Genomic DNA, 23975 nt, shown 5'->3' with positions numbered 1-23975 from the left:
GGCGGAGTGGGGAACAAGCCCGCCGCAGGCGCTCCCGGCGCCCTCGCCCCTCACGGCGCACCCGGCGGGACGAACGGCAGCCCGGCAGGCGGGCCCTGTTCGATCAGCCGCAGCAGCGCGTCCGTGTCCGCGTGCTCCTCGATCAGATCCCCGAGGCGGTCCAACTGCTCCTCGCGCAGCGCGCCGAAGCTCGTGTCCGGCGCCGGCACGAACCGGCGGCCCGCCTGCGCGGCGACCTCCCGCAGGAACGCCCGGCGGAAGCCGTCGCTCTCCAGCGAGCCGTGCCAGTGCGTGCCCCACACGGACCCGACCCGGCAGCCTTCCGGGCTGTGTCCTCGGTCGTCGGAGATGAACCCCTCCCCGCCCAGCACCTCGGCGACACCGTGGTGGATCTCGTACCCCTCCACCCGCTCGCCGAGCGCCTCGCCGACGGGGCGCGCGAGGGTCTTCTCCCGCGCGAACCGCACCCGTACCGGCAGCAGCCCGAGCCCTTCGACCTCGCCCGCCTTCGACTCGACGTCGTCCTCGATGCGTTCGCCCAGCGCCTGGTAACCACCGCAGATGCCGAGCACCGGCCTGCCCTCCGCGGCGCGGCGGACCAGGGCCTGCGCCAGCCCGCGTTCCCGCAGCCACGCCAGTGCCTTCACCGTGCCGCGCGTGCCGGGGACGACCACCAGGTCGGCGTCGGCCAGTTCCTCGGGCCGGTCCACGAACCGGACGACGACGCCCGGTTCGGCGGCCAGCGCGTCGACGTCGGTGAAGTTCGACATCAGCGGCACCGCGCACACCGCGACCCGGAGCACGTCCTCGCCGACCGGCGGAGCGACGACCGACTCGCGGACCGCGCCGCGCAGGGACACCCTCAGGCCGTCCTCCTCGTCGATGCCGAGCCCGTGCGCGTACGGCAGGACGCCGAACGTCCGCCGCCCGGTGAGCCCGTGCAGCATGTCGAGTCCGGGCTCCAGCAGCGTCACGTCCCCGCGGAACTTGTTGACCAGATAGCCGGCGACGAGTGCCTGGTCCTCGGGGGCGAGCAGTGCCGTCGTCCCGAAGAACTGCGCGAACACCCCGCCGCGGTCGATGTCCCCGACCACGAGGACGGGCAGCCGCGCGGCCCGCGCGATGCCCATGTTCACGATGTCCGTGCGCCGCAGGTTGATCTCGGCCGGACTGCCCGCCCCCTCGCAGATCACGGCGTCATACGTGCCCCGCAGCTCCTCCAGGCACGCCATGACCGGTTCGAACAGCTCGCGCTGCCGGTTCCCGTGGTAGCCCTTCGCACTCATCTCGCCGATGGGCTTTCCCATCAGGACGACCTGGCTGGAGCGGTCGCCGCCGGGCTTGAGCAGCACCGGGTTCATCAGCGCGGTCGGCTCCACACGGGCCGCCTGCGCCTGCATCGCCTGGGCCCGCCCGATCTCCGCGCCCTCGCGCGTCACGAACGAGTTCAGCGACATGTTCTGGCCCTTGAAGGGCGCGACCTTCACCCCCCGCCGCACCAGCCACCGGCAGATCCCGGCGGTCACGACGCTCTTGCCCGCGTCCGACGTGGTCCCCGCGACCAGCAGTCCGCCGCCGTTCATGTACGCCTCCCCCTCATGGCCCCCCAGGCCAGTCGCGCGCCCGCGCATGTCGCGAGCGTCAGCACGCCGATCCGCCGGGACAGCCGCACGGCCCGCCCGATGTCCCCGAACTCCACGGCCCGCCCGGTTCCGTTGAGCACCGGCCGGTGCTCGACGCGGCCCCCGTACGACAGGGTCCCGCCCAGCCGGACGCCGAGCGCCCCCGCGAACGACGCCTCCACCGGGCCCGCGTTGGGGCTCGGGTGCTTCGCCGCGTCGGCCCGCCAGGCGCGTACCGCCCCCCGGGGGTCGGGACCAGCGATCGCGGCGAGTGCCGCGGTGAGCCGGGCGCCGGGCCAGCCCGCCACGTCGTCGAGGCGTGCCGAGGCCCAGCCGTAGCGCCGGTGGCGCGGCGATTTGTGGCCGACCATGGCGTCCAGCGTGTTCACGGCACGGAAGCCGAGGAGCCCGGGAACGCCCGCGACAGCGCCCCACACCAGGGCGCCGACGACGGCGTCCGACGTGTTCTCGGCGACCGACTCGACGACGGCGCGGGCGATCTGCTGCTCGTCAAGGAACTGCGGGTCGCGCCCGCACAGATGGGGGAGCCGCGCGCGGGCCGCCTCGACGTCTCCCGTGGCCAGCACCTCGCCGACGAGGAGCGCCTCCCGGCCGAGCGTGGTGCCTCCGATCACGGCCCAGGTGGCGGCGGCGGTCAGGGCGACGGACGCGGCGGGGGAGCGGCGCACGGCACGGGACGCCAGCGCGCCCACGGCGACGGCGCCGCCGGCGCAGAGAGCCGTGTGCAGGGCGCCCCGGCCCCGGTGGTCACGCCACAGCAGTCGCTCGACGGCGCCCGCGGCCCGCCCGAAGGCGGCGACGGGGTGCCCGCGGCGGGGGTCGCCGACGAGCTGGTCGACGACGAGGCCCGCGGTGGCGCCGTACACGAATACGCGGTCGGCACGCACGGGGTCAGTGATCCCGCAGGCGGGGTCCGACGGAGAGGGCTGAACGGCAGCCGGGCATGGCAGAAGTCCTCACTCAGGGTCCGCGCCCTGGTTCGACGTGACCGGCGGCGAGAGTTCCTGGCTCCCCGGGGTGTGATCTTCCCGGGTGACAGTGGCGGGACCGCGCCGGATTCGCACCGGACTTCCTCTTCTGCCGCCGTAGATGGCCCCGGCAGTCCACCACGCCCGCGAACGCCCGTCAACTCACCCTTGACCTGCGGAGGGACAGTGTGCGAAGCCCCACACCCCGCACACGCCGGAGCCGGGCCGGAGGCACACGGGGTGCCTCCGGCCCGGCTCCGGGCGGGTCTGCGTCGTCAGCGGACGAAAGGACTCGGAGAGGAGTCAGGTGACGATCAGGTAGATGCCGTACGCCACGGCCGCGGCGCACAGGGCGAAGCAGGCGTAGGCGCCGGTGCGGACCATGGGGGCCGACCCGCCGTCGGCGGCCGCCGCCTCGTGCTTGGTCAGGCCCACGATGCCCAGGGTGAACAGGCCCACCAGGGCGACGGTGGCGACGAGGCTCACGCCGAACACGGAGCCGAGAGCTGCCCAGTCGATCTTCATGCTGATGATTCCTTACACCGTGGCCGGACGGGCCGGCTCGGGCTCGGCCGGGGCCGGGATGGTGGTCTTGAGTTCGCCCGCGGGCGGCGGGGTGACGGCCGCGATGGCGGTGGTGACGACGCCGGCGGGCTCCTGGTCCTCGGTGTCGTTGACGTTGGTGTGGTCGACGACCTGGCGGCGGGAGACGAACCAGATCGCGGCGCAGGACGCGACCAGGAAGACGGCGACGGCCGCGACGCCCCAGTCACCCTGCTGGGTGACGAACTCCGAACCCGCGGCGACCAGACCGGCGGCCGGCAGGGTCAGACCCCAGGCGACGAACATCCGGGTCGCGGTGGACCAGCGGACCACGCCGCCCTTGCGGCCGAGACCCGCGCCCATCACCGCGCCGGAGCACGAGTGGGTGGTCGACAGGGAGAAGCCGAGGTTGGAGGAGGCGAGGATGACGCTCGCCGCACCGGTCTGGGCGGCGAAGCCCTGCTGCGGCTGGAGGTCGGTCAGGCCCTTGCCCATGGTGCGGATGATGCGCCAGCCGCCGAGGTAGGTGCCGAGGGCGATGGCGACACCGGCGGAGACGATGACCCACAGGGGAGGGTTGGAGCCGGGGGCGATGACGTTCCCGGCGACCAGGGCCAGGGTGATGATGCCCATCGTCTTCTGCGCGTCGTTGGTGCCGTGCGCCAGGGAGACGAGGCCGGCGGAGGTGATCTGGCCGGCGCGGTAGCCCTTGGAGGTGGCCTTCGGGTCGGCGTTCCGGCCGATCCTGTAGGTCAGCCGGGAGGCCAGGAACGCGGCGAGACCGGCCACGAGCGGCGCGGCGACCGCGGGGATCAGCACCTTGGTGACGACGACGCCGCCGTTGACCGCGTCGAAACCGACGGACGCGACGGTGGCACCGATGAGGCCGCCCATCAGGGCGTGCGAGGAGCTGGACGGCAGACCGATGAGCCAGGTCAGCAGGTTCCAGAGGATGGCGCCGACGAGCGCCGCGAAGATGACTTCAGGTGAGATGCCTGATTCGTCGACGAGGCCACTGGAGATCGTCTTCGCGACCTCCACGGACAGGAAAGCGCCGACGAGATTCAGAACGGCGGACATGGCCACCGCGGTCTTGGGCTTCAGAGCGCCGGTCGAGATGGTCGTCGCCATCGCGTTGGCGGTGTCGTGGAAACCGTTCGTGAAATCGAACACGAGAGCTGTCACGATCACAATCGCGAGCAGCAGCGTGATGTGTTCCATTTACCCAGGCAATCGTTTGACGTCATTGACTCGGCGACCGTAGGCAACCTGGGTGAACGGAAGATGAACTGTGCCCGGCCCTGCGGTGTCCGTAAGCAGGTACCGCGCATTCCGCTTGCCCCTTTTCGGCACTCGCGACAGCACCGGGCATCCACTCGAACACACTCCGTCGTCTGTCGCCCGAAGAGGCGCGCCTGACAGGATCTCCGCATGACGGATCACGCGGAGACGGACACGATCGAACGGGCCTGGCAGGACGTCGTCACGACGGCCCGCAGAACCGCGGCGGAGGGTCTCGTGGTCGGCACGTCCGGCAACGTCTCCGTCCGCGTCGGCGACCTCGTGCTCGTCACCCCGAGCGGGGTGCCCTACGACCGGCTCGGACCCGACGACACCGTCGCCGTCGACCTCGAAGGCCATCAGGTCATCGGCACGCTCGCCCCCACCAGCGAGCTGCCGCTGCACCTGGAGGTCTACCGCAGCACACCGGCCGGGGCCGTCGTGCACACCCACGCCGTACACGCCACCGCCGTCTCCACGCTGGTGCCCGAGCTGCCGCCGGTCCACTACATGACGGCGGCACTCGGCGGCCCGGTCCGCGTGGCGCCCTACGCGCTGTACGGCACACCCGAACTGGCCCGCAACATGCTCATGGCCCTGCGCGAGCGCACGGCCTGCCTCCTCCAGAACCACGGCACCGTCGCCTACGGGGCGACCCTGCCCCAGGCGCACGACCGCACGGCCCAGCTGGAATGGATGTGCCAGGTCTGGCTGAAGGCGTCCTCGCTCCCGTCGCTGACCCCCCGCCTCCTCTCCGAAGCGGAACTCTCGGCAGCGGCCGCCCGGCTCCACACCTACGGCCAACCCCACCGCGACACCCCTTGACCGGCCCCTCCGCCCGACCCTCGGCGCTTCAGGCGCCGGGGGAACGCCCCCGCGCGAGCGGCCCTGCGCCCGTGCCCACTGGCACCCCCGCCCGCCCCCGCCGACACTGGATCCGTGCGCCCCGCTACAGCGACGGCAGCGGCCGTCACCACACTCATCGGCGTCGGCGCGGCCACGGTCGCCGCCGGCCGCCACGCGAGCAGCGCCGCCCTGCGAGCGTCCCGCCCCCTCCCGGGCGACCCGAGACTCACCGTGCACGGGACCGGTTCCGGCCGCGTGGCGCTCACGCGCAGCCTCGCCTCCCTGCGACGGGGGACGTACGGGCTGGAGGGCTCCGGCGTCCACGCCGTCGTCGGTCCCGTCCTCGACGACGTCACGCACTCCGCGGACACCGTGGTACGCCGCCTGGAGCGCGTCGTCGCAGGCGGCCTCCGCCCCGGCAGCCGAGTCCGCTTCACCCCGCAGTTGCACAGCGGCGACCCGGCCGACGCCCTCGGCATCCCGCACGCCGACGTCCTCATCCCCGGCGAACTCGGCGCCCTCCCGGCATGGTTCGTCCCCGGCAGGCGCTCCACCTGGGTGATCACGGTCCACGGCATCGGCACGACCCGGGAGCACCCGCTGAACCTGCTCCCCTTCCTGCGCGACCAGCAGTTCCCCGTGCTGAACCTCGCCTACCGCGGCGACGAGGGCGCTCCCCGCCCGCCGGACGGCCTGAGCCACCTCGGGGACTCCGAGTGGCGCGACCTGGACGCGGCCGTACGGCACGCCGTGCGGCACGGCGCCGAGCGCGTCATCGTCCACGGCTGGTCCACCGGCGCCGCGATGGCGCTGCGGGCCGCCGCCAACTCCGGCCTGCGCGACCGCATCAGCGGGCTCGTGCTGGACTCGCCGGTCCTCGACTGGGAGACGACCCTGCGCGCCCTGGCCGCCGCCCGGCACACCCCGGGCCCGCTGCTTCCCCTCGCCGTGCGCGCCGCCCTCGGCCGCACCGGCCCGCACGGCGACCGGATCGCCGAGGCCGCCGACCCGTCGGCCGTCCGCGTCCCGGTGCTGATCTTCCACGGGCCGGACGACACGATCGCCCCCTGGCAGTACTCGCGCCGGCTGGCGGCCGAACGCCCCGGTCTGATCGGCCTGCACACCGTGCCCGGCGCCCCGCACGCGGCGATGTGGAACGCCGACCCCAAGGCGTACGAAGAGGCCCTCCGCCGCTTCCTCACCCCCCTCATGTAGCCGCAGGCGAGAGCCGTGTCCGGCCCGGCCTCCCGCCTTCCGTTTGGGCTTTCGGGCCGTCAGCGGGAAGACTGCTCCCCGTGACGTCCCGAAAGCCTGATGAGCAATTGGCGCGCAACTCCAGACTCCGTCTTGTCCGCCCGCGATCCCTGGCCACCGCACGACGGGCCGTGACGACCCGGCGCACCCGTCCGGCGCCCCGCCCGCCGGAGGGCACGCCCGCCCCCGCCGAGCTGGCACGACAGGCCCGCGCGGTCCTCGCCGACGCCGTTCGCATCGCCCGCTGGGCCGCCGCGGGAGCCGCCGCGTCCCTGCCCGAAGGGCGCTCCGGCGGCGACCCGGCCACCGCCCCGCCCGTCGCCGGCGCGCGGGAACGGGCCGCGGCAGCACTCGACCTGACGCCGGACCAGGTCCGCGCGGGCTGGGACCGCGCCCGCCTGGCCGGCCTGATCGAACTGCACGGCGGCACCGCACGCCCCGGTTGGCGGCTGCGCGCCTGGGACCGTGACGACATGGCGGTGCTGCGCGGCTGGGTCGCTCTGTTCGACGCATGGTCGCTCGCGCACCCCGCTCCCGAGGACGTCGCACCCACCGTCGTGGCCGAGGTCGTCGAGGCCGTGCCCCAGGTGCTCTCCCTCCTCCAGCTCTCGGCCGGCCCCGTGCTCGTACCGGCCCTGCTCGATCTGCTGCAGCAGCGCGTCGCCGAACTGCGCGAGGAACGCTGCGAGGTCCCGTACGGCCCCCGCGGCGGGACGCAGCCCACCGCCGGTGAGCCCGGAGCCCCCGTCGACGGCGACGGCGAGGACGTCCCCCTCTCCGTGCTGCTCGACTGGGCCCTCGAAGGACTCGCCGCCGTCGGCGCCCTGACTCTCGAGCGCGGCCAGGCCACGCTCACCCCCCTCGGCAACTGGGCGGTGTGGGTCAAACTCGAGCAGATCTGCGTCGCCGCCCAGAGCCCCGCGGGCAACATCGAGCAGTCCGCCGAGGACATGCTCCGCGGATGCGCCCGCCTCACCCCCGGACCCGCACGCGCCGAATACCGCGCCTGGCTCGCCGCCCGCACCGTCTCCAGCGCGGTCGCCGAGCTCCTCGCCGTCGCACGGGGCGAGGACGCCCTGCTGCGGGGACTGGCCTTCGAGGCGCTCCGCGTCGTCGGCGCCCCTGCCGAGCCCGAGGTCCGCGCGGCCGCCGTCGAACCGTCCTTGCGCCCCTACGCCCTGCTGTGGCTCGCCGAGTACGAGGGGGCCGATCCCGAGGACGCCGCCGAGGTCCTCACCCGGGAGGAAGCCACCTGGCTCTGGGTGGACACCGCCGCCGCCGTCGCGGACCACGGTGAGCCCCAACTGCTCCTGCGCCACCTCGATTCCGCGGTCCAGGGCACGGTCCCGGCGCTCATCGAGGAGGTCCGGGTCGGCGGCCACCCCCGTACGGTCCAGGTCCTCGTCGCCCTCGCCGCCGCGCACCCGGACCCGGCCCTGGCCAAGGCCGTCCGGAGGGCTGCCTTCCAGGTGCACACCGGCGGCGTCTGACACGCGGCACACGCACCCCGGGCGCGGCGCGGGCTACGACGACTCCGCCACCCCCGGGGTGTACGTGCCGAAGCTCCAGATGTTGCCCTCGACGTCCCGGGCCATGTAGTCCCGTGCCCCGTAGTCCTGATCGGTCGGCGGCATGACGATCTCGGCGCCGTGCTCGACCGCCGTGCCGTGATGCGCGTCCACGTCGTCGACATGGACGAACACCCCGGCCGGGCCCGCCCCCTGCATCAGCTTGTCGAACTCGCTCCCGGTGCCCTTGCTGCCCAGCATCACCATGCCGTTGCCATACGTCAGCTCGGCGTGCAGCACGCCGCCGTCCTCGTCTTCGTACACCGCGTGTTCGGTGAAGCCGAAGGCTTCGGTGAGCTGTCTGATCGCGGCCTTGGCGTCCGCATAGACCAGCGTGGGACAGATGCTCGGCGACTGCGTCATCCCGATCACTCCTCACTCGCTCGACGACAGGATGGTGATCTGCGTCTCAGTCTGGCACCGCCCACCGACAATCCCGGGCCGCCTCGGCCCCGCACGTCAACACCGCGTGGAAAGGCTCAGCCGAACGTGTCGCACCGGGCCGTCCAGGTCGACCCTGGTACACCCTTCGCCGCCACTGTGTCGCGGCCCTCCCGGCGCGCCGCGGACCCGCGGGACCGACCGCCCCGGCTGCGGCCGCAGCCGGAAAAGCACTTGCCATGCCCCGTTAGACTGAGCCGTATGGCAATTCTCCTTGTGCATTAGACGGCGTCGAAGCGTCGCTCGCCCGTCCCTTCCGCCGTCCAACCGCCCTGGAGTATTTCCCCCGTGATCACCGCATCCGGTATCGAGCTGCGCGCCGGCGCGCGCGTCCTCATCGAGTCCGCCTCCTTCCGTATCGCCAAGGGCGACCGCATCGGCCTCGTCGGCCGCAACGGAGCGGGCAAGACCACGCTCACCAAGTGCCTCGCCGGTGAGGGCATCCCCGCCGCCGGCACGATCTCCCGTTCCGGCGAGGTCGGCTACCTCCCGCAGGACCCCCGCACCGGCGACCTCGACGTCCTCGCCCGCGACCGCATCCTCTCCGCCCGCGGCCTCGACGTCCTGATCCGCAAGATGCGCCAGAACGAGGACCGCATCGCCAACGGGCTGGGCGCGACCCGGGAGAAGGCGCTCAAGCAGTACGAGCGCCAGGAGACGGAGTTCCTGACCAAGGGCGGTTACGCCGCCGAGGCCGAGGCCGCCACCATCGCCGCCGCGCTCGGCCTGCCCGACCGGGTCCTCGGCCAGCCGCTGCACACGCTCTCCGGTGGTCAGCGCCGCCGCGTGGAGCTCGCCCGCATCCTCTTCTCGGACGCCGACACGCTCCTCCTCGACGAGCCCACCAACCACCTCGACGCCGACTCGATCGTCTGGCTGCGCGACTACCTGAAGACCTACCGCGGCGGATTCATCGTGATCTCCCACGACGTCGACCTCGTCGAGACGGTCGTCAACAAGGTCTTCTACCTCGACGCCAACCGTTCCGTGATCGACGTCTACAACATGGGCTGGAAGCTCTACCAGCAGCAGCGCGAGGCCGACGAGAAGCGCCGCAAGCGCGAGCGGCAGAACGCCGAGAAGAAGGCCGCCGCCCTCAACTCCCAGGCCGACAAGATGCGGGCCAAGGCCACGAAGACGGTCGCCGCGCAGAACATGGCCCGCCGTGCCGAGCGCCTGCTGTCCGGCCTGGAGGAGATCCGGGTCGCCGACAAGGTGGCCAAGCTGCGCTTCCCCGAGCCCGCACCGTGCGGGAAGACGCCGCTGACCGCCGAGGGCCTGTCCAAGTCCTACGGCTCGCTCGAGATCTTCACCGACGTCGACCTCGCCATCGACAAGGGCTCGCGCGTCGTCATCCTCGGCCTCAACGGCGCGGGCAAGACGACGCTGCTGCGTCTCCTCGCCGGTGTCGAGAAGCCCGACACCGGTGCGGTCACCCCCGGCCACGGCCTCAAGCTCGGGTACTACGCCCAGGAGCACGAGACCCTCGATCCGGACCGCACCGTCCTGGAGAACATGCGCTCCGCCGCGCCCGACCTCGACCTCGTCGAGGTCCGCAAGACGCTCGGCTCGTTCCTCTTCTCCGGTGACGACGTCGACAAGCCGGCCGGGGTGCTCTCCGGCGGTGAGAAGACCCGTCTCGCGCTCGCCACGCTGGTCGTCTCGTCGGCCAACGTCCTGCTGCTCGACGAGCCCACCAACAACCTGGACCCCGCCAGCCGCGAGGAGATCCTCGGCGCGCTGCGCACGTACAAGGGCGCCGTCATCCTCGTCACCCACGACGAGGGCGCGGTCGAGGCCCTGGAGCCGGAGCGGATCATCCTGCTCCCGGACGGCGTCGAGGACCTGTGGGGTGCGGACTACGCGGACCTGGTGGCGCTCGCCTGACGCGCTCGGGCGCCTCCGGTCCCCCTCCGTGCTCGCCAAGCCGCGCGGGCGTCTCCGCGCGCCCGTTGATCCACTCCGTATGGATCATTCGGCCTACGCGTGATCCATCATCTGCGTGAGGGCGTCTCGTACCCCGGCGTGGCGGCTCGCCGGCCGCCCCCGCCCGCCCTGCGGCCTGCCTGCACCCCTCCCTGCCCTGCTGACCAGGCATTTCCGCGAACGGCCAGGCGATACGTTCCCTCTCGTACGACCGGAGGGATTGATTCCGGTCATGGTGGCCGCATAGCGCATGACCAAGCGTTCCGGACTGACCTTGTCGAATGGGTGGCCAGGACGCCCGTGAGGGGTGATCATGAGAAGTCCAGAGCGCACTTCCCATGAGGAGGCACGGGTGGCCGAGACTCTGAAGAAGGGCAGCCGGGTGACCGGCGCCGCGCGCGACAAGCTCGCGGCAGACCTGAAGAAGAAGTACGACTCCGGTGCGAGCATCCGGGCGCTGGCCGAAGAGACCGGCCGCTCCTACGGATTCGTCCATCGGATGCTCAGTGAGTCCGGAGTCGTTTTGCGTGGACGCGGCGGAGCGACGAGGGGCAAGAAGGCCGCCTCGGCCTGACGCAGCCCGTCGTAAGGACTCCTTCGGCCCATCGGTTCCGCGGTGGCCACCCGGGCGGTCGTCCGACCGGTCCGGGTGGTTACTGTGCAGTCGCTTATCTTCGTAGGCACCACTGCACCGAACCGGAGGCGTCCCATGACTTCGCTCGACCCTGTGCTCGACAAGGACGGTGTGCGACTCACCGTCGACGGCGTCGTTGCCACGGTGACCCTGACCAAGCCGGACAAGCGCAACGCCCAGGACTTCGCGCTGTGGCGGGCATTGACGCAGGCCGGCCGGTCACTCCCGGGCGACGTGCGTGTCGTGGTGCTGCGGGGTGAGGGCAAGTCCTTCTCCGCGGGACTCGACCGGCGGGCCTTCACCCCTGAGGGCTTCGAGGGCGAGCCGTCGTTCATCGACCTCGCGCGCAGCAGCGACGCGGAGATCGACGCGGCCATCGCCGAGTTCCAGGAAGCGTTCACCTGGTGGCGCCGCAGTGACATCGTCACCATCGCGGCCGTCCAGGGCCATGCGATCGGCGCGGGCTTCCAGCTCGCCCTCGCCTGTGACCTGCGGGTGGTGGCCGAGGACGTCCAGTTCGCCATGCGAGAGACCGGCCTCGGGCTCGTCCCGGACCTCACCGGCACGCATCCGCTCGTGTCGCTCGTCGGCTACGCCCGCGCGCTCGAGATCTGCGCGACCGGCCGGTTCGTCCACGCCGAGGAGGCCGAGCGCACCGGCCTGGCCAACCTCGTCGTGCCCGGCGCCGAACTGGACGCCGCCGTACGCGACCTCGCCGCTGCGCTCGTCGCCGCGCCTCGCGACGCCGTGATCGAGACCAAGGCCCTGCTCCAGGGCGCCTCCGGCCGCTCCTTCGAGGAGCAGCGCGCGGCCGAGCGCGCCGCCCAGGCGCGCAGGCTCCGGGACCTCGCCGGTCTCGGCGACTGACCGGGCACCACACGCGTACGTCGCATACCGGCCGAGCCCTCGGGCTCGGCCGGTATGCGACGTACTGCCCACGGGGCGTCAGGCGACCGACGAGATCAGGACCGCGACGGGGCGGCCGTCCGCGAGCGCGGCGGACACCGCCGCACGCACCGCACGGCCCACGTCCAGTGCCCGGAACCCCTCGGCCGTGGCAACCTCGACCCGTACCCGGTCCGCGGCCGTGTGCACGGCGCCGCCGCCCAGTTCCGCCGTCAGGCACGCCACGCCCGCCGTCGCCGCGGCGGCCTCACCCGCCGGGTCCGAGGGCGTCACGGGCGAGGGGACATGGGCCGGAGCCGGCGGCAGGGGACTGTCCGGCAGCGCCGCCACCCGCAGATCCACCTCGGTGACCACCAGGCCCAGCCGGTCCGCCGCCGCCCTGGCCAGCGCCGACCGCAGGGCCGCCGTCACCGCCGGCAGCGGCTCCCCGCTCCACACCGCGACCTCCGCCGCGAGCCGGTGGGCCCCCGGCGGAAGAGCGCTCGGCGGCGGGGGCACCGCGGGCTCGTCGGCCGCTGCGGGGTCCGCGAGCCTCACGTCGAGCCGGGTCACGGCCGCGCCCCGTACCGCCTTCGCGGCGGCCTTGACGAGCACCGACGCGGCCGCGCGTTCAGCGAGCCAGGTGCCGTCCTCAGGCCCTCCGAGCGCCACCAGCCTGCCGAGACCCAGCACCTGCCGCATTCGCCGCATCGCTTCCGCAGTCGTCATTCCTCCAGCCTGCCGCATTCACGGCGCGAGACGGGGAAACCGCACTTAATGTGGGCAAAGGGAGGTCACCACCACCCGAAAGGAACCGCGATGACCGAGACAGGTGAGCGCAACCGGCCCCAGAGCACGGGGAACGAAGCGGCCGGCGGCGAGCCGTCGTCCCGCAGGACCTCCATCGGCAAGCGGGTCGACCCCGGCGTCCGCGGGCGCACCACGATCGCCGACGGTGTCGTGGAGAAGATCGCCGGACTCGCCGCGCGGGACGTCGTCGGCGTCCACGCGATGGGCAGCGGCATCTCCCGCACCTTCGGCGCCGTACGCGACCGGGTCCCCGGCGGCAGCAGCAGGTCCAACGTGACGCGAGGCGTCAAGGCCGAGGTCGGCGAGGTGCAGACGGCCCTGGACCTGGAGATCGTCGTCGACTACGGCGTCGCCATCGCCGACGTCGCGCGCGACGTCCGGGAGAACGTGGTCGCCGCTGTCGAGCGGATGACCGGTCTGGAGGTGGTCGAGGTCAACATCGCCGTGAGCGACGTCAAGCTGCCCGATGAGGAAGAGGACGAGCCGGAGCAGCGTCTCCAGTAGAGGAGCTCAGAATGGGCATGGCCGTGGTCGGCATGGTGGCCGGCATGGCGCTCGGATTCGCCGGGTACTTCGGTGGATTCGGGGCGTTTCTGCTGGTCGCCGCATTGGGAGCGGTCGGTTTTGTGGTGGGCAGGCTGCTCGAGGGAGATCTGGAGGTCGGCGACTTCTTCCGGGGTCGCGATCGTGGCGTAGGGCCTCGGTGACGCGCTGTGGCGGCCGATCGTGTTGCCCCCGCCGAACGCGGGGCGACGACCATCGCCGACCGCGTCGTGGCCAAGATCGCCGCGCATGCGGCACGGGAGGCGCTCGAGCGCCTGCCCGAGGGCGTCTCGCCGCCCCACGCGATGGTCGTCGTGCATCACGACACGGCCCGGGTCCGCATCAGCCTCGAACTCGGCTACCCGGGTGACATCGGCCGCCAATGCGGCGCGGTGCGTCGTCAAGTGGCCGACCGGGTAAGGACGTTGGCGGGGATGGAGGTGCCCGAGGTGGCGGTGCAGGTCGAGCGCCTGCACTCCGTCCACTCGCGTCACTCGGCGCAGGGGAGGATTCGATGACCGAGCCCGAACAGACCCAACGGCCCGTCCGCGAACTGGACCAGTCCGCCTCCGCCGCGGCCTACGACCCCGCGCCGGTCCCCGCGGAAGGGGAGCACGGCAGGGCGGGACGCTTCTGGTCGGCGCGCCGCGTCCCCGCCGCGCTGCTCGCCCTGGTGGTCCTCGCGGGATCGGGGCTGTTGCTCTACGACGTCGCCGCGGTACGGGCCGACCGGCCCGCCATGTACTGGCGGCGAGCCCTGGCCGACCACCTCGACCGATGGCGTCTCGAGGAGATTGCGGTCCTCGCGGTCGCCGGAGCGGTGGTGCTCGTCGGCGTCTGGCTGATCGTTCTCGCGGTGACGCCGGGGCTGCGCGGGGTGCTGCCCATGCAGCGGGACCGCGCGCACGTGCGGGCCGGGCTGGACCGGCAGGCGGCGGCGCTCGTGCTGCGCGACCGCGCGATGGAGGTGTCCGGAGTGCAGTCCGTACGCGTCCGGATGGGACGCACCAAGGCCACGGTGCGTGCCCGCTCCCACTTCCGCGAACTCGACGACGTACGCGCCGATCTGGACACCGCGCTCGCAATCGGCCTCAAGGAACTGGGCCTGGCCAGACCCCCGGCGCTGGCCGTCCACGTCGGCCGGCCTCCGGCCGGGAAGCGGTGAGGGGCGAGGGGTGAGACGGATGCTCGGAACGGTCAACCGGATCGTGCTCGGACTCGCCGGGCTGGTGCTGGTGTGCGCGGGCGGCGCCGTACTGGTGGCCGGGGCTGGGCTGTCCGTGCCCTCGTGGTGGCCCTGGAGCGGACGGCACGACGTGCTGCTCAGCGATGCCGACCGGATGAGGTGGCGGGACGAGGGCTGGTGGTGGCCGGTCGTCATCGCCGTCCTTGCGCTGCTGGTGCTGCTCGCGCTGTGGTGGCTGCTCGCACAGCTGCGCCGCGCCCGCCTCGCCGAGGTCCTCGTGGACACCGGCGACGGAGAGGGCGCGCTGCTGCGCGGCCGGGCGCTGGAGAACGTGATGACGGGAGAGGCGGAGTCGCTGGAGGGCGTCTCCCACGCACGGGTGGTGTTGACGGGCCGCAGCCGCAGGGCTCCCCAGGCACGGGTCCTGCTGCAACTGGAGCCCCATGCGGCCCCGGCCGAGACGGTGTCCCGGCTGGCCGACGAGGCGGTGGCGCATGCGCGGGAGTCGGCGGGGCTGTCGTCGCTGCCGACCGAGGCGAGGCTGCGGGTGTCGAAGCACAGGGCGCAACGCGTGACATGAGGAGGGTGCGGAGGCTTCGCCCCCGCACCCCGCGTCCCCTTCGGGAGACCGTCAGAACCCGTGCCGCGCCCCGCCGTCCACCGGGAGCATCACGCCCGTCAGGTACGACGCCGCCGGCGACAGCAGGAACGCCGCGACCGCGCCGAACTCCGCCGGCGTACCGTAGCGCCGCAGCGGAATCCGCGACTCGTTGCCCGCGCGAGCCGCCTCCGCGTCGCCGGACAGCGCGTCGAGCTCCCGCACGCGGTCCGTGTCGATGCGCGACGGGAGCAGACCGATCACGCGGATGCCGCGCGGCCCCAGTTCGTCGGCGAGGGACTTGGCGAAGCCCGCGAGACCCGGGCGCAGGCCGTTGGAGATCGTCAGGCCGGGGATCGGTTCGTGGACCGAGCCGGAGAGGACGAAACCGATCACGCCGCCCTCGTTCAGTTCCGCCGCCGCGGTCCGCGCCAGCCGCACAGCGCCCAGGAAGACCGAGTCGAACGCCGACTGCCACTGCTCGTCCGTGTTGTCCGCGACGAAGCCCGGCGCCGGGCCGCCCACGCTGATGAGAATGCCGTCGAAGCGGCCGAAGTGTGCCCGGGCCGCCGCTATCACGCGCTCCGCGCCCGCCGGGTCGGCGTTGTCCGTCGCCAGGCCCACCGCGGTCGGTCCCAGTTCGGCAGCCGCTTCCTTGACCGTCTTCTCGTCCCGGCCGGTGATGACGACCTTCGCGCCGTCCGCCACCAGGGCCCGCGCGGAGGCGTTGCCCAGCCCGCGGGAGGCGCCGGTGACGATGTAGACGCGGTCCTTCAGTCCAAGATCCATGGGTCCTATCCTGCCGCCTCGTGGCGACCCAGCGCGAGGGCGGTGTGCACCAGGCCGATATGGCTGAACGCCTGGGGAAAGTTGCCGAGCTGGCGTCCGGCCACCGGGTCGTACTCCTCGGACAGCAGGCCCACGTCGTTGCGCAGTGCCAGCAGACGTTCGAACATCTCGCGTGCCTCCTCCGTACGCCCTGTCACGCACAGCGCGTCCGTCATCCAGAACGAGCACGCCAGGAACGCGCCCTCGCCGCCCGGCAGGCCGTCGACGGAGACGCCCTCCGTGCTGTAGCGCCGCACCAGCGGGCCGTTGCCGAGCTCGGCCTGCACCGCCTTGACCGTGCCGAGGACCCGGGGATCGTCCGGGGGCAGGAAGCCGACGTGCGGGATCAGCAGCGTCGCCGCGTCCAGGCCCGTCGAGCCGTACGACTGCGTGAACGTGTTCCGCACCGGGTCGAAGCCCTTCTCGCACACCTCCCGGTGCACCTCGTCGCGCATCGCACGCCAGCGCGCGGCGTCCCCGCGCAGCGTGGGGTCGGCCTCCAGGGTGCGTACGGCGCGGTCGGCCGCGACCCACGCCATGATCTTGGAGTGCACGAAGTGGCGGCGCGGCCCGCGCACCTCCCACAGCCCCTCGTCCGGTTCGCGCCACTTCGACTCCAGGAACCCGAGGAGGCTCAACTGGATGTTCCACGCGTGCCGCTCGGCCTGCAGGCCTGCCCCCCTGGCGAGGAAGAGCGAGTCGATGACCTCGCCGTAGACGTCGAGCTGGAGCTGGTAGGCCGCGTCGTTGCCGACGCGGACCGGGACGGACCCGGCGTAGCCGCCGAGCCAGCCCAGCTCCGTCTCGGCCATCCGGCGCTCGCCCGCGAGCCCGTACATGATCTGCAGGTCGGCCGGGTCGCCGGCCACAGCGCGCAGCAGCCAGTCGCGCCAGGCCGCGGCCTCGTCGAGATAGCCCGCCGCGAGCAGCGCGCCGAGCGTCAGAGTGGAGTCGCGCAGCCAGCAGAAGCGGTAGTCCCAGTTGCGCACACCGCCGATCTCCTCGGGGAGCGATGTCGTCGGGGCGGCGACGATGCCGCCCGTGGGTGCGTACGTGAGCGCCTTGAGGGTGATCAGCGAGCGCAGGACCGCCTCCCGGTACGGGCCCTCGTACCGGCACCGGGACGACCACGCGGCCCAGTCCTCCAGGCAGTGGCGCAGCGCCTCGTGGGGGTCGACCAGAGCGGGGCGCGGCTTGTGCGAGGGGTGCCAGGTGAGGACGAAGGCGACCTTCTCGCCCGCCCCGACCGTGAACGCCGAGCAGGTGCTGAACTGCTGGCCCCAGGTGTGCACCTGCGGTTCGCTGCGCAGCCAGACGGAATCGGGACCCGCCACGGCGACCCGGTGGCCGTCGGAGCGCCGCATCCAGGGCACGATGTCGCCGTAGTCGAAGCGCAGCCGCAGGGTGGAGGCCATCTCGACGGTGCCGCTGACGCCTTCCACGATGCGCACCACATCGGGGGCCTCATCCCGCTGAGGCATGAAATCAAGCACTTTGACGGTTCCGGTGCGAGTCCGCCACATCGTCTCCAGCACGAGCGATTCATCGACATATCGACGGCTCGTGCACCGGACGGCGTCCTTGGGGGCGAGGCGCCAGTGCCCGTTCTCCTCGTTGCCGACGAGCGCCGCGAAGCAGGCCGCGGAATCGAACCGGGGCAGGCAGAGCCAGTCGATCGAACCGTCCGCACCGACCAGTGCCGCGGTCTGCAGATCACCGATGAGGGCGTAGTCCTCGATACGTTGGGTCACGCTCTGGCGTGTTCCCGGCCCGGTTGGCCGTTAAGCGGCCGCGTGGGCCGGTTCCGGCGTGCCGTTCGCGACCGCCGCCGCCCTGTCCCGCTTCTCCCGCCGTACGAGAATCACCCAGCCGACGGGCACGGCCGCGGCGAACAGCCACCACTGGACGGCATACGCCATGTGCGCGCCGATGGAGTCGTGGTCGGGGTCGGGGATCTGTTCCGGGCCGGCCGCGGCCGGCTTCGGCTCCGTCTGCTCCAGATAGCCGCCGAGCACCGGGCGGTCCAGCAGCTTCGCCTGCTGCCCGCTGTTGATCAGCATCACCTGGCGCGGCGGCAGACCCGTCAGGTCCTTGATGCCGCTCGCACCGGTCGTCTCGTCCGCCTTGAGCCGGCCCGTGACGGTGACGGTGCCCTTGGGCGCGGCCGGCACCTCGGGGAACGCCTTCTGGTCGGCGGCGGCCGGCACCCAGCCGCGGTTGACGAGCACCGCTGAGCCGTCGGCCAGCAGCAGGGGAGTCAGCACGTGGAAGCCGACGCGGTCGTCGGCGTTGGTGCGGCGGCGTACGACGACCTCATGGGCCGGGTCGAACGTGCCCTGCGCGGTGACCCGCCGCCAGTAGTCGTCCCGCGGGACCGTGTGCCCCGGGGAGGTCAGCTCGGCCACCGGCACCGGCTCGGCGTCGAGGTTCCGGGCGATGAGGGAGTTCTGCGCGACGCGGCGCTCGTGGCGGTGCAACTGCCAGAAGCCCAGCTCGACCATCGTGGGGATGAGAACGAGGGCGATGAGGGTGAGGATCACCCACTGCCGGGACAACAGGAAGCGGTACACGGCTTCGACCGTACCCGTAGTGCCCCGGCACCGGGACGGGGGGTCCCGGTGGCGCCCCGTCCCGGCCGCCGGGGCACTACGGGGTCAGACCCTGTCGACGATGCCCGCCCTCCCCTCGGCGCGGGCGCAGTGCGCGCCGCAGTACCAGTGGCCCTCGGCCTCGACACCCTGGCCGATGATCTGGACCCGGCAGTGCTCACAGATGGGCGCCATGCGGTGAATGGCGCAGGAGAAGCAGTCGAAGACGTGCACCGCGCCCTGCGCGTGCACCTCGAAGGACATGCCGTAGTCGTTTCCGCAAACCTCGCAACGTGCCATGCGCCACAGGGTGGGACGCGAGGCGGGCGGGGGCGAGCGGGCGGCGGGCGAGTCGCGCGGGGTTCACTCCGATGCGGGTGCCATGCCCGGCAGCATTCCCTGCTCCGCTTCCTGCTCCGCTCCGTGGTCCGTCTCCGGCTCCGTCGCGCGGTCCGAGCCCTGCTCGGGCAGGTCCGCCGGGCGCCCCGGCGCCGGGACGCCTCCCGTGGCCGCGGCCGTCCCCGCCGCCGGGACCACGTGCCCCAACAACTGGGTGAACGCCGCCTCGTCGACGACCGGTGTGCCGTACGAAGCGGCCTTGACCGCCTTCGACGTCGACGCGTGCGGATCGTTGGTCACCAGCAGGCTCGTCAGCCGCGACACGCTCGTCGCGACGTGCAGGCCCTCCTCGGTCGCCCGGTCCTCCAGCAACTCGCGCTCTATGGAGGTGTCGCCGGAGAACGCCACCCGCATGCCCTGCTTCAGCTGCCCGCCCGGCTCGTACCTGCCCGGGTTGGGGTAGGGGCACGGAGGACGCCTGCGCGACGGCCGCCAGCTGCTCCGCCCGTACGACGGCTGGTAGCCGACGCGCGGGGCGGGCGGGGTGTCGGACCACTCGGTCAGCGGGCGGCACTCCAGCAGCGGCAGCCGTACGCCGTCGCGCGCCGCCGAGTGCAGACTCGGCCGGAACGCCTCGGCCAGCACCCGCGCGTCGTCCAGCGCGTGGTGGGCCCGCTGCTGCACGACGCCGTAGTGCGCGGCGAGGGTCTCCAGCTTGAAGTTGGGCAGCGGCAGCGCGAGCTCCCTGGCGAGCGCGATGGTGCACAGACGCTGCCGGGTCGGCGCGGTCCGCCCCGCGCGCGCGTACTCCCGGGCGAGCATGCCCCAGTCGAACTTGGCGTTGTGCGCGACCAGGACGCGGCCCTCCAGGCGCTCGGTGAGCTCACCGGTGATGTCACCGAAGAGCGGCGCGCCGCGGAGCATCTCACTCGTCAGACCGTGGATCTCCACCGGGCCGGGATCGCGCTCCGGATCGACGAGGGTGTACCAGTGGTCCTCGATGTTGCCCCGGGAGTCCAGGCGGTAGACGGCAGCGGACACTATCCGGTCGTAGTGGAACAGGCCGGTGGTCTCCACGTCGACGACCGCGTACCCCTCGGGGTACGCGGTCGGCCACGTCGTCGCTGCGGTCGTACGGTCGTCGAGCATGGTCACAGAGAATACGGGCCGGGACCGACAACGCAGGATGGCCCCGTGCTCCCGGCGCCTCGCACCAGGCGCCGCCCGATCTGCGGCCCCGTTCCGGCGGGTTGCCCGGGCGCGGTTCACGGCTCGGGTGAGACGCTCCCGGAATGAGTGACCAGACTTCGCGGCAGGCGCACGACGAACCGCACGGCGGCGGACTCGGCACGCGTCTCAACTGGCTGCGCGCCGCTGTCCTCGGCGCCAACGACGGAGTCGTCTCCACCGCCGGCCTCGTCGTCGGCGTCGCCGGAGCGACCGACGCGCGCGGGACCCTGCTCACCGCGGGCCTCGCCGGACTGCTCGCGGGCTCCATGTCGATGGCCTCGGGCGAATACGTCTCCGTGTCCACCCAGCGGGACTCGGAGAAGGCCGCCCTCGCCGTCGAGAGTCGCGAGCTGCGCGAGCAGCCCCAGGCCGAACTCGACGAACTCACCCAGCTGTTGGCCGAGCGCGGGCTGTCCCGCGAGGTGGCCAGGGAGGCCGCCGAACAGCTCACCGAACGGGATGCCCTGCGCGCGCACGCGCGCGTGGAGCTCGGGATCGACCCCGACGAGCTGACCAATCCCTGGCACGCGGCGGGCGCGAGCTTCCTCGCCTTCACGGCGGGCGCGTTGCTGCCGCTGCTCGCGATCGTCCTGCCGCCCTCCTCGGTCCGCCTGTACGTCACGGTCCTGTCGGTGCTCGCGGCCCTGGCGCTCACCGGCTGGTGGAGCGCCCGTCTGGGCGCGGCGGAGCCGGGTCCCGCCGTGCTGCGCAACACCGCCGGCGGGGCGCTGGCCATGGCGGTGACGTACGCGGCCGGGACGCTGCTGGACGCGGCGGGGGTCTGAACGTCAGTCGCGCCACCGGGGCGTGTCGGTGCCCCAGAGCCCGGCCGGGCGGGCCCAGTCGGCGGGGCCGCCGTCGAACGCGACCGCGGGCAGGGCATGGCGCAGCCGGCCCATGGGGCTGTCCGTCTCGGTGAGCCACCGCTCGGCGTCGTACTCGGCCGGGGCGGTGTCCGGGGTCTTCCCCAGGCCGTTCACCAGCCACGCGGCCGTCTGCGCCAGGGCCAGGTCGACCAGCCTCGCGCCGCCCGTCCCGTGCTGCTCGGCCAGCGCCCGCAGCACTCCGGCGGCGAGCAGGTACCCGGTGCCGTGGTCAAGGGCCTGCGCGGGAAGTGCCCCCGGCCGCTCCCCGTCGCCCTCGGTCTCCGCGATGCCGGAGGCGACCTGGACCAGGCTGTCGAAACCGCGCCGGCCCGACCACGGCCCGTACCGCCCCCACGCCGAGAGCCGGGCCACGACCAGGCCGGGGCGTCGTGCCGCGAGCTCCTCGGGTGCGAGACCGAACCGGTCCAGGGCGCCCGGCCGGTAGCCGGTCACCACCACGTCCGCGGAGGCGAGCAGTTCCCCGAACGTGTCCCGGTCCGCGGCGACGGCCAGGTCGAGCCGGGTGGACCGCTTGCCCATGCCCGTGTCGCTGTGGGCCCCCTGACTCTCCGGCAGGCCGGGGGAGTCGATCCTCAGCACATCTGCGCCGAGCAGGGCCAGGGTGCGGGTCGCGACCGGGCCCGCCAGCACCCTGGTCAGGTCGAGCACGCGCAGCCCCGCACAGGGCAGCGCCGCCGAACCGCCCGCCGCCCTCGGTGCGGGGCCGTCCCCGATGCGCCGCACGACCAGCAGCGGGTGCGCGGCCGCGGCGGCGCCCTGCGGATGCCCGGCCCACTCCTTCGGGCCGCGCGCGGCGACGGCCAGGCCGCCCGCCGCGTACACGGTCTCCTCGACGTCCAGTGCCTGCCGCTCTGCGACGGCGGCCGCGACGGCGTCCTCGCCCGCGTCGCCGGGGAGGCCGAGCGCGGCGAGCAACCGGGCCCGGTGGTGCGGGTAGTTGGCGTGCGTCCGTACCCAGCCGTCGGCCGCGCGCCAGAAGCGGGACAGCGGGGCGAACGTCACCGGGGCCGCTCCGTCCACCCGCACCAGCCGGTCGCTGAGGAACGCCGCCGTCACGGCGCCGTCGTCCACCCGGACCGCCGGGACGGGGCCGCCGGTGCGGCGGGCGGCGAGCTCCGCGGCCGCCAGCGAGCACACGGCCACGGTGGAACGCGCGAGCTCCATGACCGGCAGACGGGCCGGCAGCGCGCCCCGGCCCTCGTACGTCACGCGGTCCACCAGGACGGGATCGCCGCCCAAAGCGGCCCAGGCAGCGGCCGTACCGCTCGAAGATGTCTGACCCATACAGCCAATATGGCACCGAGTGCCACATGAAGGGGCCCGGTGCGGACATCCGCACCGGGCCCCTAAAAGCGGTGGATCAGAGGTGATTACCGGCGAACGGCGTCGAGAGCGTCCGTGACACCCTCACCGTAGAAGCCGTTCTTGTCCTCGTCGCCCTCGCAGACCGCGTCGACCGTCCCGTTCTTGTCGATGTCGTACGGGTTGGTGCACGCGGTGTCGTCGGCCTGCACGGAGAGCAGGGCCTTCACCATCGCCGGCGACGCGTACGGGTGCGTCGACTTGATCAGCGCGGCGACACCCGCGACGTGCGGGGAGGCCATCGACGTACCGGCCTTGTAGCCGAAGCCGCCGCCCGGCAGGGTCGACAGGATCCGGCCGTCGACGGCCGGCGCGTCGGGTGCCTGGAAGCGGGTGGCGTCGCCGCCGGGGGCGGAGATGTCGATGACGCCGTTGCCGTAGTTGGAGTACGAGGACTTCAGGTTCTTCGCGCCCAGCGCGGAGACCGTGACGACGCCCGGGATCTGCGTCGGGATGTCCAGGCACTCGGCCGGGTCGACCTTGCGCTCGACCGGCGTGGTGTCGTTCGGGCTCGAGGTGTCGGTGAGCTCGTCGGACGCGAGGTCCATCCGCGAGTTGCCGGCGGCGGCGACGTTCACCGCGCCCTTGCTCTCCGCGTACCGGATGGCGCGCCGGTGAGACTCGATCAGAGCCTTCTGGTCGGCGTCGTTCTTGCAGTTGAACAGCCACGGGTCGGTGTAGTAGCTGTTGTTGGTCACGTCGACACCGTGCTCGGCGGCCCACACGAAGCCGCAGACGACGGCCTCGGTGTAGAAGAAGCCGTCGGGCTGCGAGACCTTGATGCCGGAGACCTTCACGCCCGGCGCGACACCCGTGATGCCGGTGCCGTTCTTCGCCGCCGCGATCGTGCCCGCGACGTGCGTGCCGTGGTCGCTCTCCGTCGGGCCCGGGCGCCAGGCACCGTCCGTCGTGTCGGCCACACCGCCGACACAGCTGACGGATGCCTCGCGGTCGAAGTTGGGCGCCAGGTCCGGGTGCGTGTCGTCGACACCCGTGTCGATGACCGCGACCGTGACCTTCTTGCTGCCGAGCGTCTTCTCGTGCGCCTTGTCCGCCTTGATGGCGGGCAGGTCCCACTGCAGCGGCTCGAGCGCGTCCTGGCCCGCCTCCGCCTGGCCCGCCGCCGCCTTGGCCTCCTCGGCGGTGAGCGGGCGCTCCGACTCGATGGCCGTGTCCGCCACGGGCGCCAGCGGGGCGGTGCGCGTGGCACCGGCCGACTCGACACCGCGGACCTGACGGATCGTCTCCGCGAACGCAGGGTTCTGCGAGTGGACGACGATGACGCCTATCTGGTCGTACGCGTGGACTATCGACCCGCCGGCCTTGGCTATCGCCTTCTTGACGGCCTTCGAGGTGCCGTGACCGCCCGTGACGTTGACCACGTAGGACAGCTTCGGACCGTCCGTCTGGACCGCTGCCGGAGCGTCGTCGGTGATTGCTGCCGACGCCGTACCCGCCGGCAGGAATCCGAGGGAGGCCGTGAGCGCCAGACCGGCGGGAAGCGCGAGTGCGCGCCGTCGTCTGGATCCCAGATGAGCCATGGGTTCTCCACATCATCCGTGAAAAAACCGCCCAAACACCCCTTGCGAATGGGCGGGTTATGCCGGGCGAAGCT

Annotated in this window: 25 protein-coding genes and 1 riboswitch; of the genes, 12 read left to right on the top strand and 13 right to left on the bottom strand. The window is 72.8% G+C overall.

Annotated features, from left to right (window positions below; all coding sequences use genetic code 11):
• Positions 1 to 50 precede the first annotated feature (50 nt).
• The 4 genes from ACWD0A_RS13620 to ACWD0A_RS13605 all read right to left on the bottom strand — a co-directional run bounded on the left by ACWD0A_RS13620 (position 51) and on the right by ACWD0A_RS13605 (position 4375).
• Complete coding sequence (locus ACWD0A_RS13620; protein WP_451297658.1) at positions 51 to 1583, bottom strand: cobyric acid synthase; 1533 nt, start codon at positions 1581 to 1583, stop codon at positions 51 to 53.
• Positions 1580 to 2530 carry a cobalamin biosynthesis protein gene (locus ACWD0A_RS13615; RefSeq protein WP_451297656.1) on the bottom strand — a complete coding sequence of 317 codons (951 nt, stop codon included), beginning with the start codon at positions 2528 to 2530 and terminating at the stop codon, positions 1580 to 1582. The genes ACWD0A_RS13620 and ACWD0A_RS13615 overlap by 4 nt, the downstream gene beginning before the upstream one ends.
• An 89-nt stretch (positions 2531 to 2619) precedes the next feature.
• Positions 2620 to 2766, bottom strand: a riboswitch (cobalamin riboswitch).
• A 148-nt stretch (positions 2767 to 2914) separates the two neighbouring features.
• Positions 2915 to 3136: a hypothetical protein gene (locus ACWD0A_RS13610; RefSeq protein ID WP_451297654.1), complete on the bottom strand. Its 222-nt coding sequence runs from the start codon at positions 3134 to 3136 to the stop codon at positions 2915 to 2917.
• 12 nt (positions 3137 to 3148) lie between these two features.
• On the bottom strand, positions 3149 to 4375 hold the full coding sequence (locus ACWD0A_RS13605; RefSeq protein ID WP_451297652.1) for an anion permease: 1227 nt from the start codon (positions 4373 to 4375) through the stop codon (positions 3149 to 3151).
• A gap of 210 nt (positions 4376 to 4585) precedes the next feature.
• On the opposite strand from ACWD0A_RS13605, the gene ACWD0A_RS13600 reads away from it, so the two are divergent.
• The 3 genes from ACWD0A_RS13600 to ACWD0A_RS13590 all read left to right on the top strand — a co-directional run bounded on the left by ACWD0A_RS13600 (position 4586) and on the right by ACWD0A_RS13590 (position 8025).
• A complete protein-coding gene (locus ACWD0A_RS13600) occupies positions 4586 to 5260 on the top strand; it encodes a class II aldolase/adducin family protein (protein ID WP_451297650.1) in 675 nt (224 codons plus the stop codon).
• Positions 5261 to 5374: 114 nt separating this feature from the next.
• Positions 5375 to 6496 (top strand): alpha/beta hydrolase, encoded by a 1122-nt coding sequence (locus tag ACWD0A_RS13595; protein ID WP_451297648.1) that lies wholly within the window; start codon positions 5375 to 5377, stop codon positions 6494 to 6496.
• Positions 6497 to 6576: 80 nt separating this feature from the next.
• Positions 6577 to 8025 (top strand): hypothetical protein, encoded by a 1449-nt coding sequence (locus ACWD0A_RS13590; RefSeq protein WP_451297646.1) that lies wholly within the window; start codon positions 6577 to 6579, stop codon positions 8023 to 8025.
• Between the two features lie 33 nt (positions 8026 to 8058).
• Here the strand turns inward: ACWD0A_RS13590 and ACWD0A_RS13585 are convergent, their stop codons facing one another.
• The gene (locus tag ACWD0A_RS13585; protein ID WP_451297644.1) at positions 8059 to 8466 is read right to left on the bottom strand and encodes a VOC family protein; all 408 of its coding nucleotides are present in this window, start codon (positions 8464 to 8466) and stop codon (positions 8059 to 8061) included.
• A 366-nt stretch (positions 8467 to 8832) separates the two neighbouring features.
• Between ACWD0A_RS13585 and ACWD0A_RS13580 the strand changes: the two genes are divergently transcribed.
• The 3 genes from ACWD0A_RS13580 to ACWD0A_RS13570 all read left to right on the top strand — a co-directional run bounded on the left by ACWD0A_RS13580 (position 8833) and on the right by ACWD0A_RS13570 (position 11971).
• Positions 8833 to 10431: an ABC-F family ATP-binding cassette domain-containing protein gene (locus tag ACWD0A_RS13580; RefSeq protein ID WP_451297642.1), complete on the top strand. Its 1599-nt coding sequence runs from the start codon at positions 8833 to 8835 to the stop codon at positions 10429 to 10431.
• 391 nt (positions 10432 to 10822) lie between these two features.
• Positions 10823 to 11044 carry a helix-turn-helix domain-containing protein gene (locus ACWD0A_RS13575; protein ID WP_005319113.1) on the top strand — a complete coding sequence of 74 codons (222 nt, stop codon included), beginning with the start codon at positions 10823 to 10825 and terminating at the stop codon, positions 11042 to 11044.
• 135 nt (positions 11045 to 11179) lie between these two features.
• Complete coding sequence (locus ACWD0A_RS13570) at positions 11180 to 11971, top strand: enoyl-CoA hydratase/isomerase family protein (RefSeq protein WP_451297640.1); 792 nt, start codon at positions 11180 to 11182, stop codon at positions 11969 to 11971.
• Positions 11972 to 12049: 78 nt separating this feature from the next.
• On the opposite strand, the gene ACWD0A_RS13565 is transcribed toward ACWD0A_RS13570, so the two are convergent.
• A complete protein-coding gene (locus ACWD0A_RS13565) occupies positions 12050 to 12718 on the bottom strand; it encodes a hypothetical protein (RefSeq protein WP_451297638.1) in 669 nt (222 codons plus the stop codon).
• Between the two features lie 90 nt (positions 12719 to 12808).
• On the opposite strand from ACWD0A_RS13565, the gene ACWD0A_RS13560 reads away from it, so the two are divergent.
• Genes ACWD0A_RS13560 through amaP form a run of 5 tightly spaced genes read left to right on the top strand, consistent with a single transcriptional unit; the run spans position 12809 to position 15108 of the window.
• The gene (locus ACWD0A_RS13560) at positions 12809 to 13303 is read left to right on the top strand and encodes an Asp23/Gls24 family envelope stress response protein (RefSeq protein ID WP_451297636.1); all 495 of its coding nucleotides are present in this window, start codon (positions 12809 to 12811) and stop codon (positions 13301 to 13303) included.
• A gap of 11 nt (positions 13304 to 13314) precedes the next feature.
• A complete protein-coding gene (locus tag ACWD0A_RS13555; RefSeq protein ID WP_307716139.1) occupies positions 13315 to 13506 on the top strand; it encodes a hypothetical protein in 192 nt (63 codons plus the stop codon).
• A gap of 6 nt (positions 13507 to 13512) precedes the next feature.
• Entirely contained in the window at positions 13513 to 13860 is a 348-nt protein-coding gene (locus tag ACWD0A_RS13550; RefSeq protein WP_451297634.1) for a hypothetical protein, read from the top strand.
• Positions 13857 to 14507 (top strand): DUF6286 domain-containing protein, encoded by a 651-nt coding sequence (locus ACWD0A_RS13545; RefSeq protein ID WP_451297632.1) that lies wholly within the window; start codon positions 13857 to 13859, stop codon positions 14505 to 14507. The genes ACWD0A_RS13550 and ACWD0A_RS13545 overlap by 4 nt, the downstream gene beginning before the upstream one ends.
• A 19-nt stretch (positions 14508 to 14526) precedes the next feature.
• Positions 14527 to 15108, top strand: coding sequence for an alkaline shock response membrane anchor protein AmaP (gene amaP / locus ACWD0A_RS13540; RefSeq protein WP_451297630.1), 582 nt, complete (start codon positions 14527 to 14529; stop codon positions 15106 to 15108).
• 51 nt (positions 15109 to 15159) lie between these two features.
• Here the strand turns inward: amaP and ACWD0A_RS13535 are convergent, their stop codons facing one another.
• From ACWD0A_RS13535 to ACWD0A_RS13515, 5 genes are all read right to left on the bottom strand, one after another.
• Complete coding sequence (locus ACWD0A_RS13535) at positions 15160 to 15915, bottom strand: SDR family oxidoreductase (protein ID WP_451297628.1); 756 nt, start codon at positions 15913 to 15915, stop codon at positions 15160 to 15162.
• Positions 15916 to 15920: 5 nt separating this feature from the next.
• Positions 15921 to 17705 (bottom strand): glycoside hydrolase family 15 protein, encoded by a 1785-nt coding sequence (locus tag ACWD0A_RS13530; protein ID WP_451297626.1) that lies wholly within the window; start codon positions 17703 to 17705, stop codon positions 15921 to 15923.
• A gap of 30 nt (positions 17706 to 17735) precedes the next feature.
• On the bottom strand, positions 17736 to 18524 hold the full coding sequence (locus ACWD0A_RS13525; protein WP_451297624.1) for an SURF1 family cytochrome oxidase biogenesis protein: 789 nt from the start codon (positions 18522 to 18524) through the stop codon (positions 17736 to 17738).
• An 84-nt stretch (positions 18525 to 18608) separates the two neighbouring features.
• Positions 18609 to 18842: a hypothetical protein gene (locus ACWD0A_RS13520; protein WP_005319131.1), complete on the bottom strand. Its 234-nt coding sequence runs from the start codon at positions 18840 to 18842 to the stop codon at positions 18609 to 18611.
• A gap of 63 nt (positions 18843 to 18905) precedes the next feature.
• Entirely contained in the window at positions 18906 to 20036 is a 1131-nt protein-coding gene (locus tag ACWD0A_RS13515) for a DEDDh family exonuclease (protein ID WP_451297622.1), read from the bottom strand.
• Positions 20037 to 20173: 137 nt separating this feature from the next.
• Here ACWD0A_RS13515 and ACWD0A_RS13510 point away from each other — a divergent pair, with 137 nt between their 5' ends.
• The gene (locus tag ACWD0A_RS13510) at positions 20174 to 20896 is read left to right on the top strand and encodes a VIT1/CCC1 transporter family protein (RefSeq protein ID WP_451297620.1); all 723 of its coding nucleotides are present in this window, start codon (positions 20174 to 20176) and stop codon (positions 20894 to 20896) included.
• Positions 20897 to 20899: 3 nt separating this feature from the next.
• On the opposite strand, the gene ACWD0A_RS13505 is transcribed toward ACWD0A_RS13510, so the two are convergent.
• Positions 20900 to 22282 carry a CoA transferase gene (locus tag ACWD0A_RS13505; protein WP_451297618.1) on the bottom strand — a complete coding sequence of 461 codons (1383 nt, stop codon included), beginning with the start codon at positions 22280 to 22282 and terminating at the stop codon, positions 20900 to 20902.
• 86 nt (positions 22283 to 22368) lie between these two features.
• Entirely contained in the window at positions 22369 to 23901 is a 1533-nt protein-coding gene (locus tag ACWD0A_RS13500) for a S8 family peptidase (RefSeq protein WP_451297616.1), read from the bottom strand.
• Between the last annotated feature and the right edge of the window lie 74 nt (positions 23902 to 23975).

The organism is Streptomyces sp. NPDC002867 (genome assembly GCF_053591895.1).
This window is presented reverse-complemented; position numbering and strand designations above follow the sequence as displayed.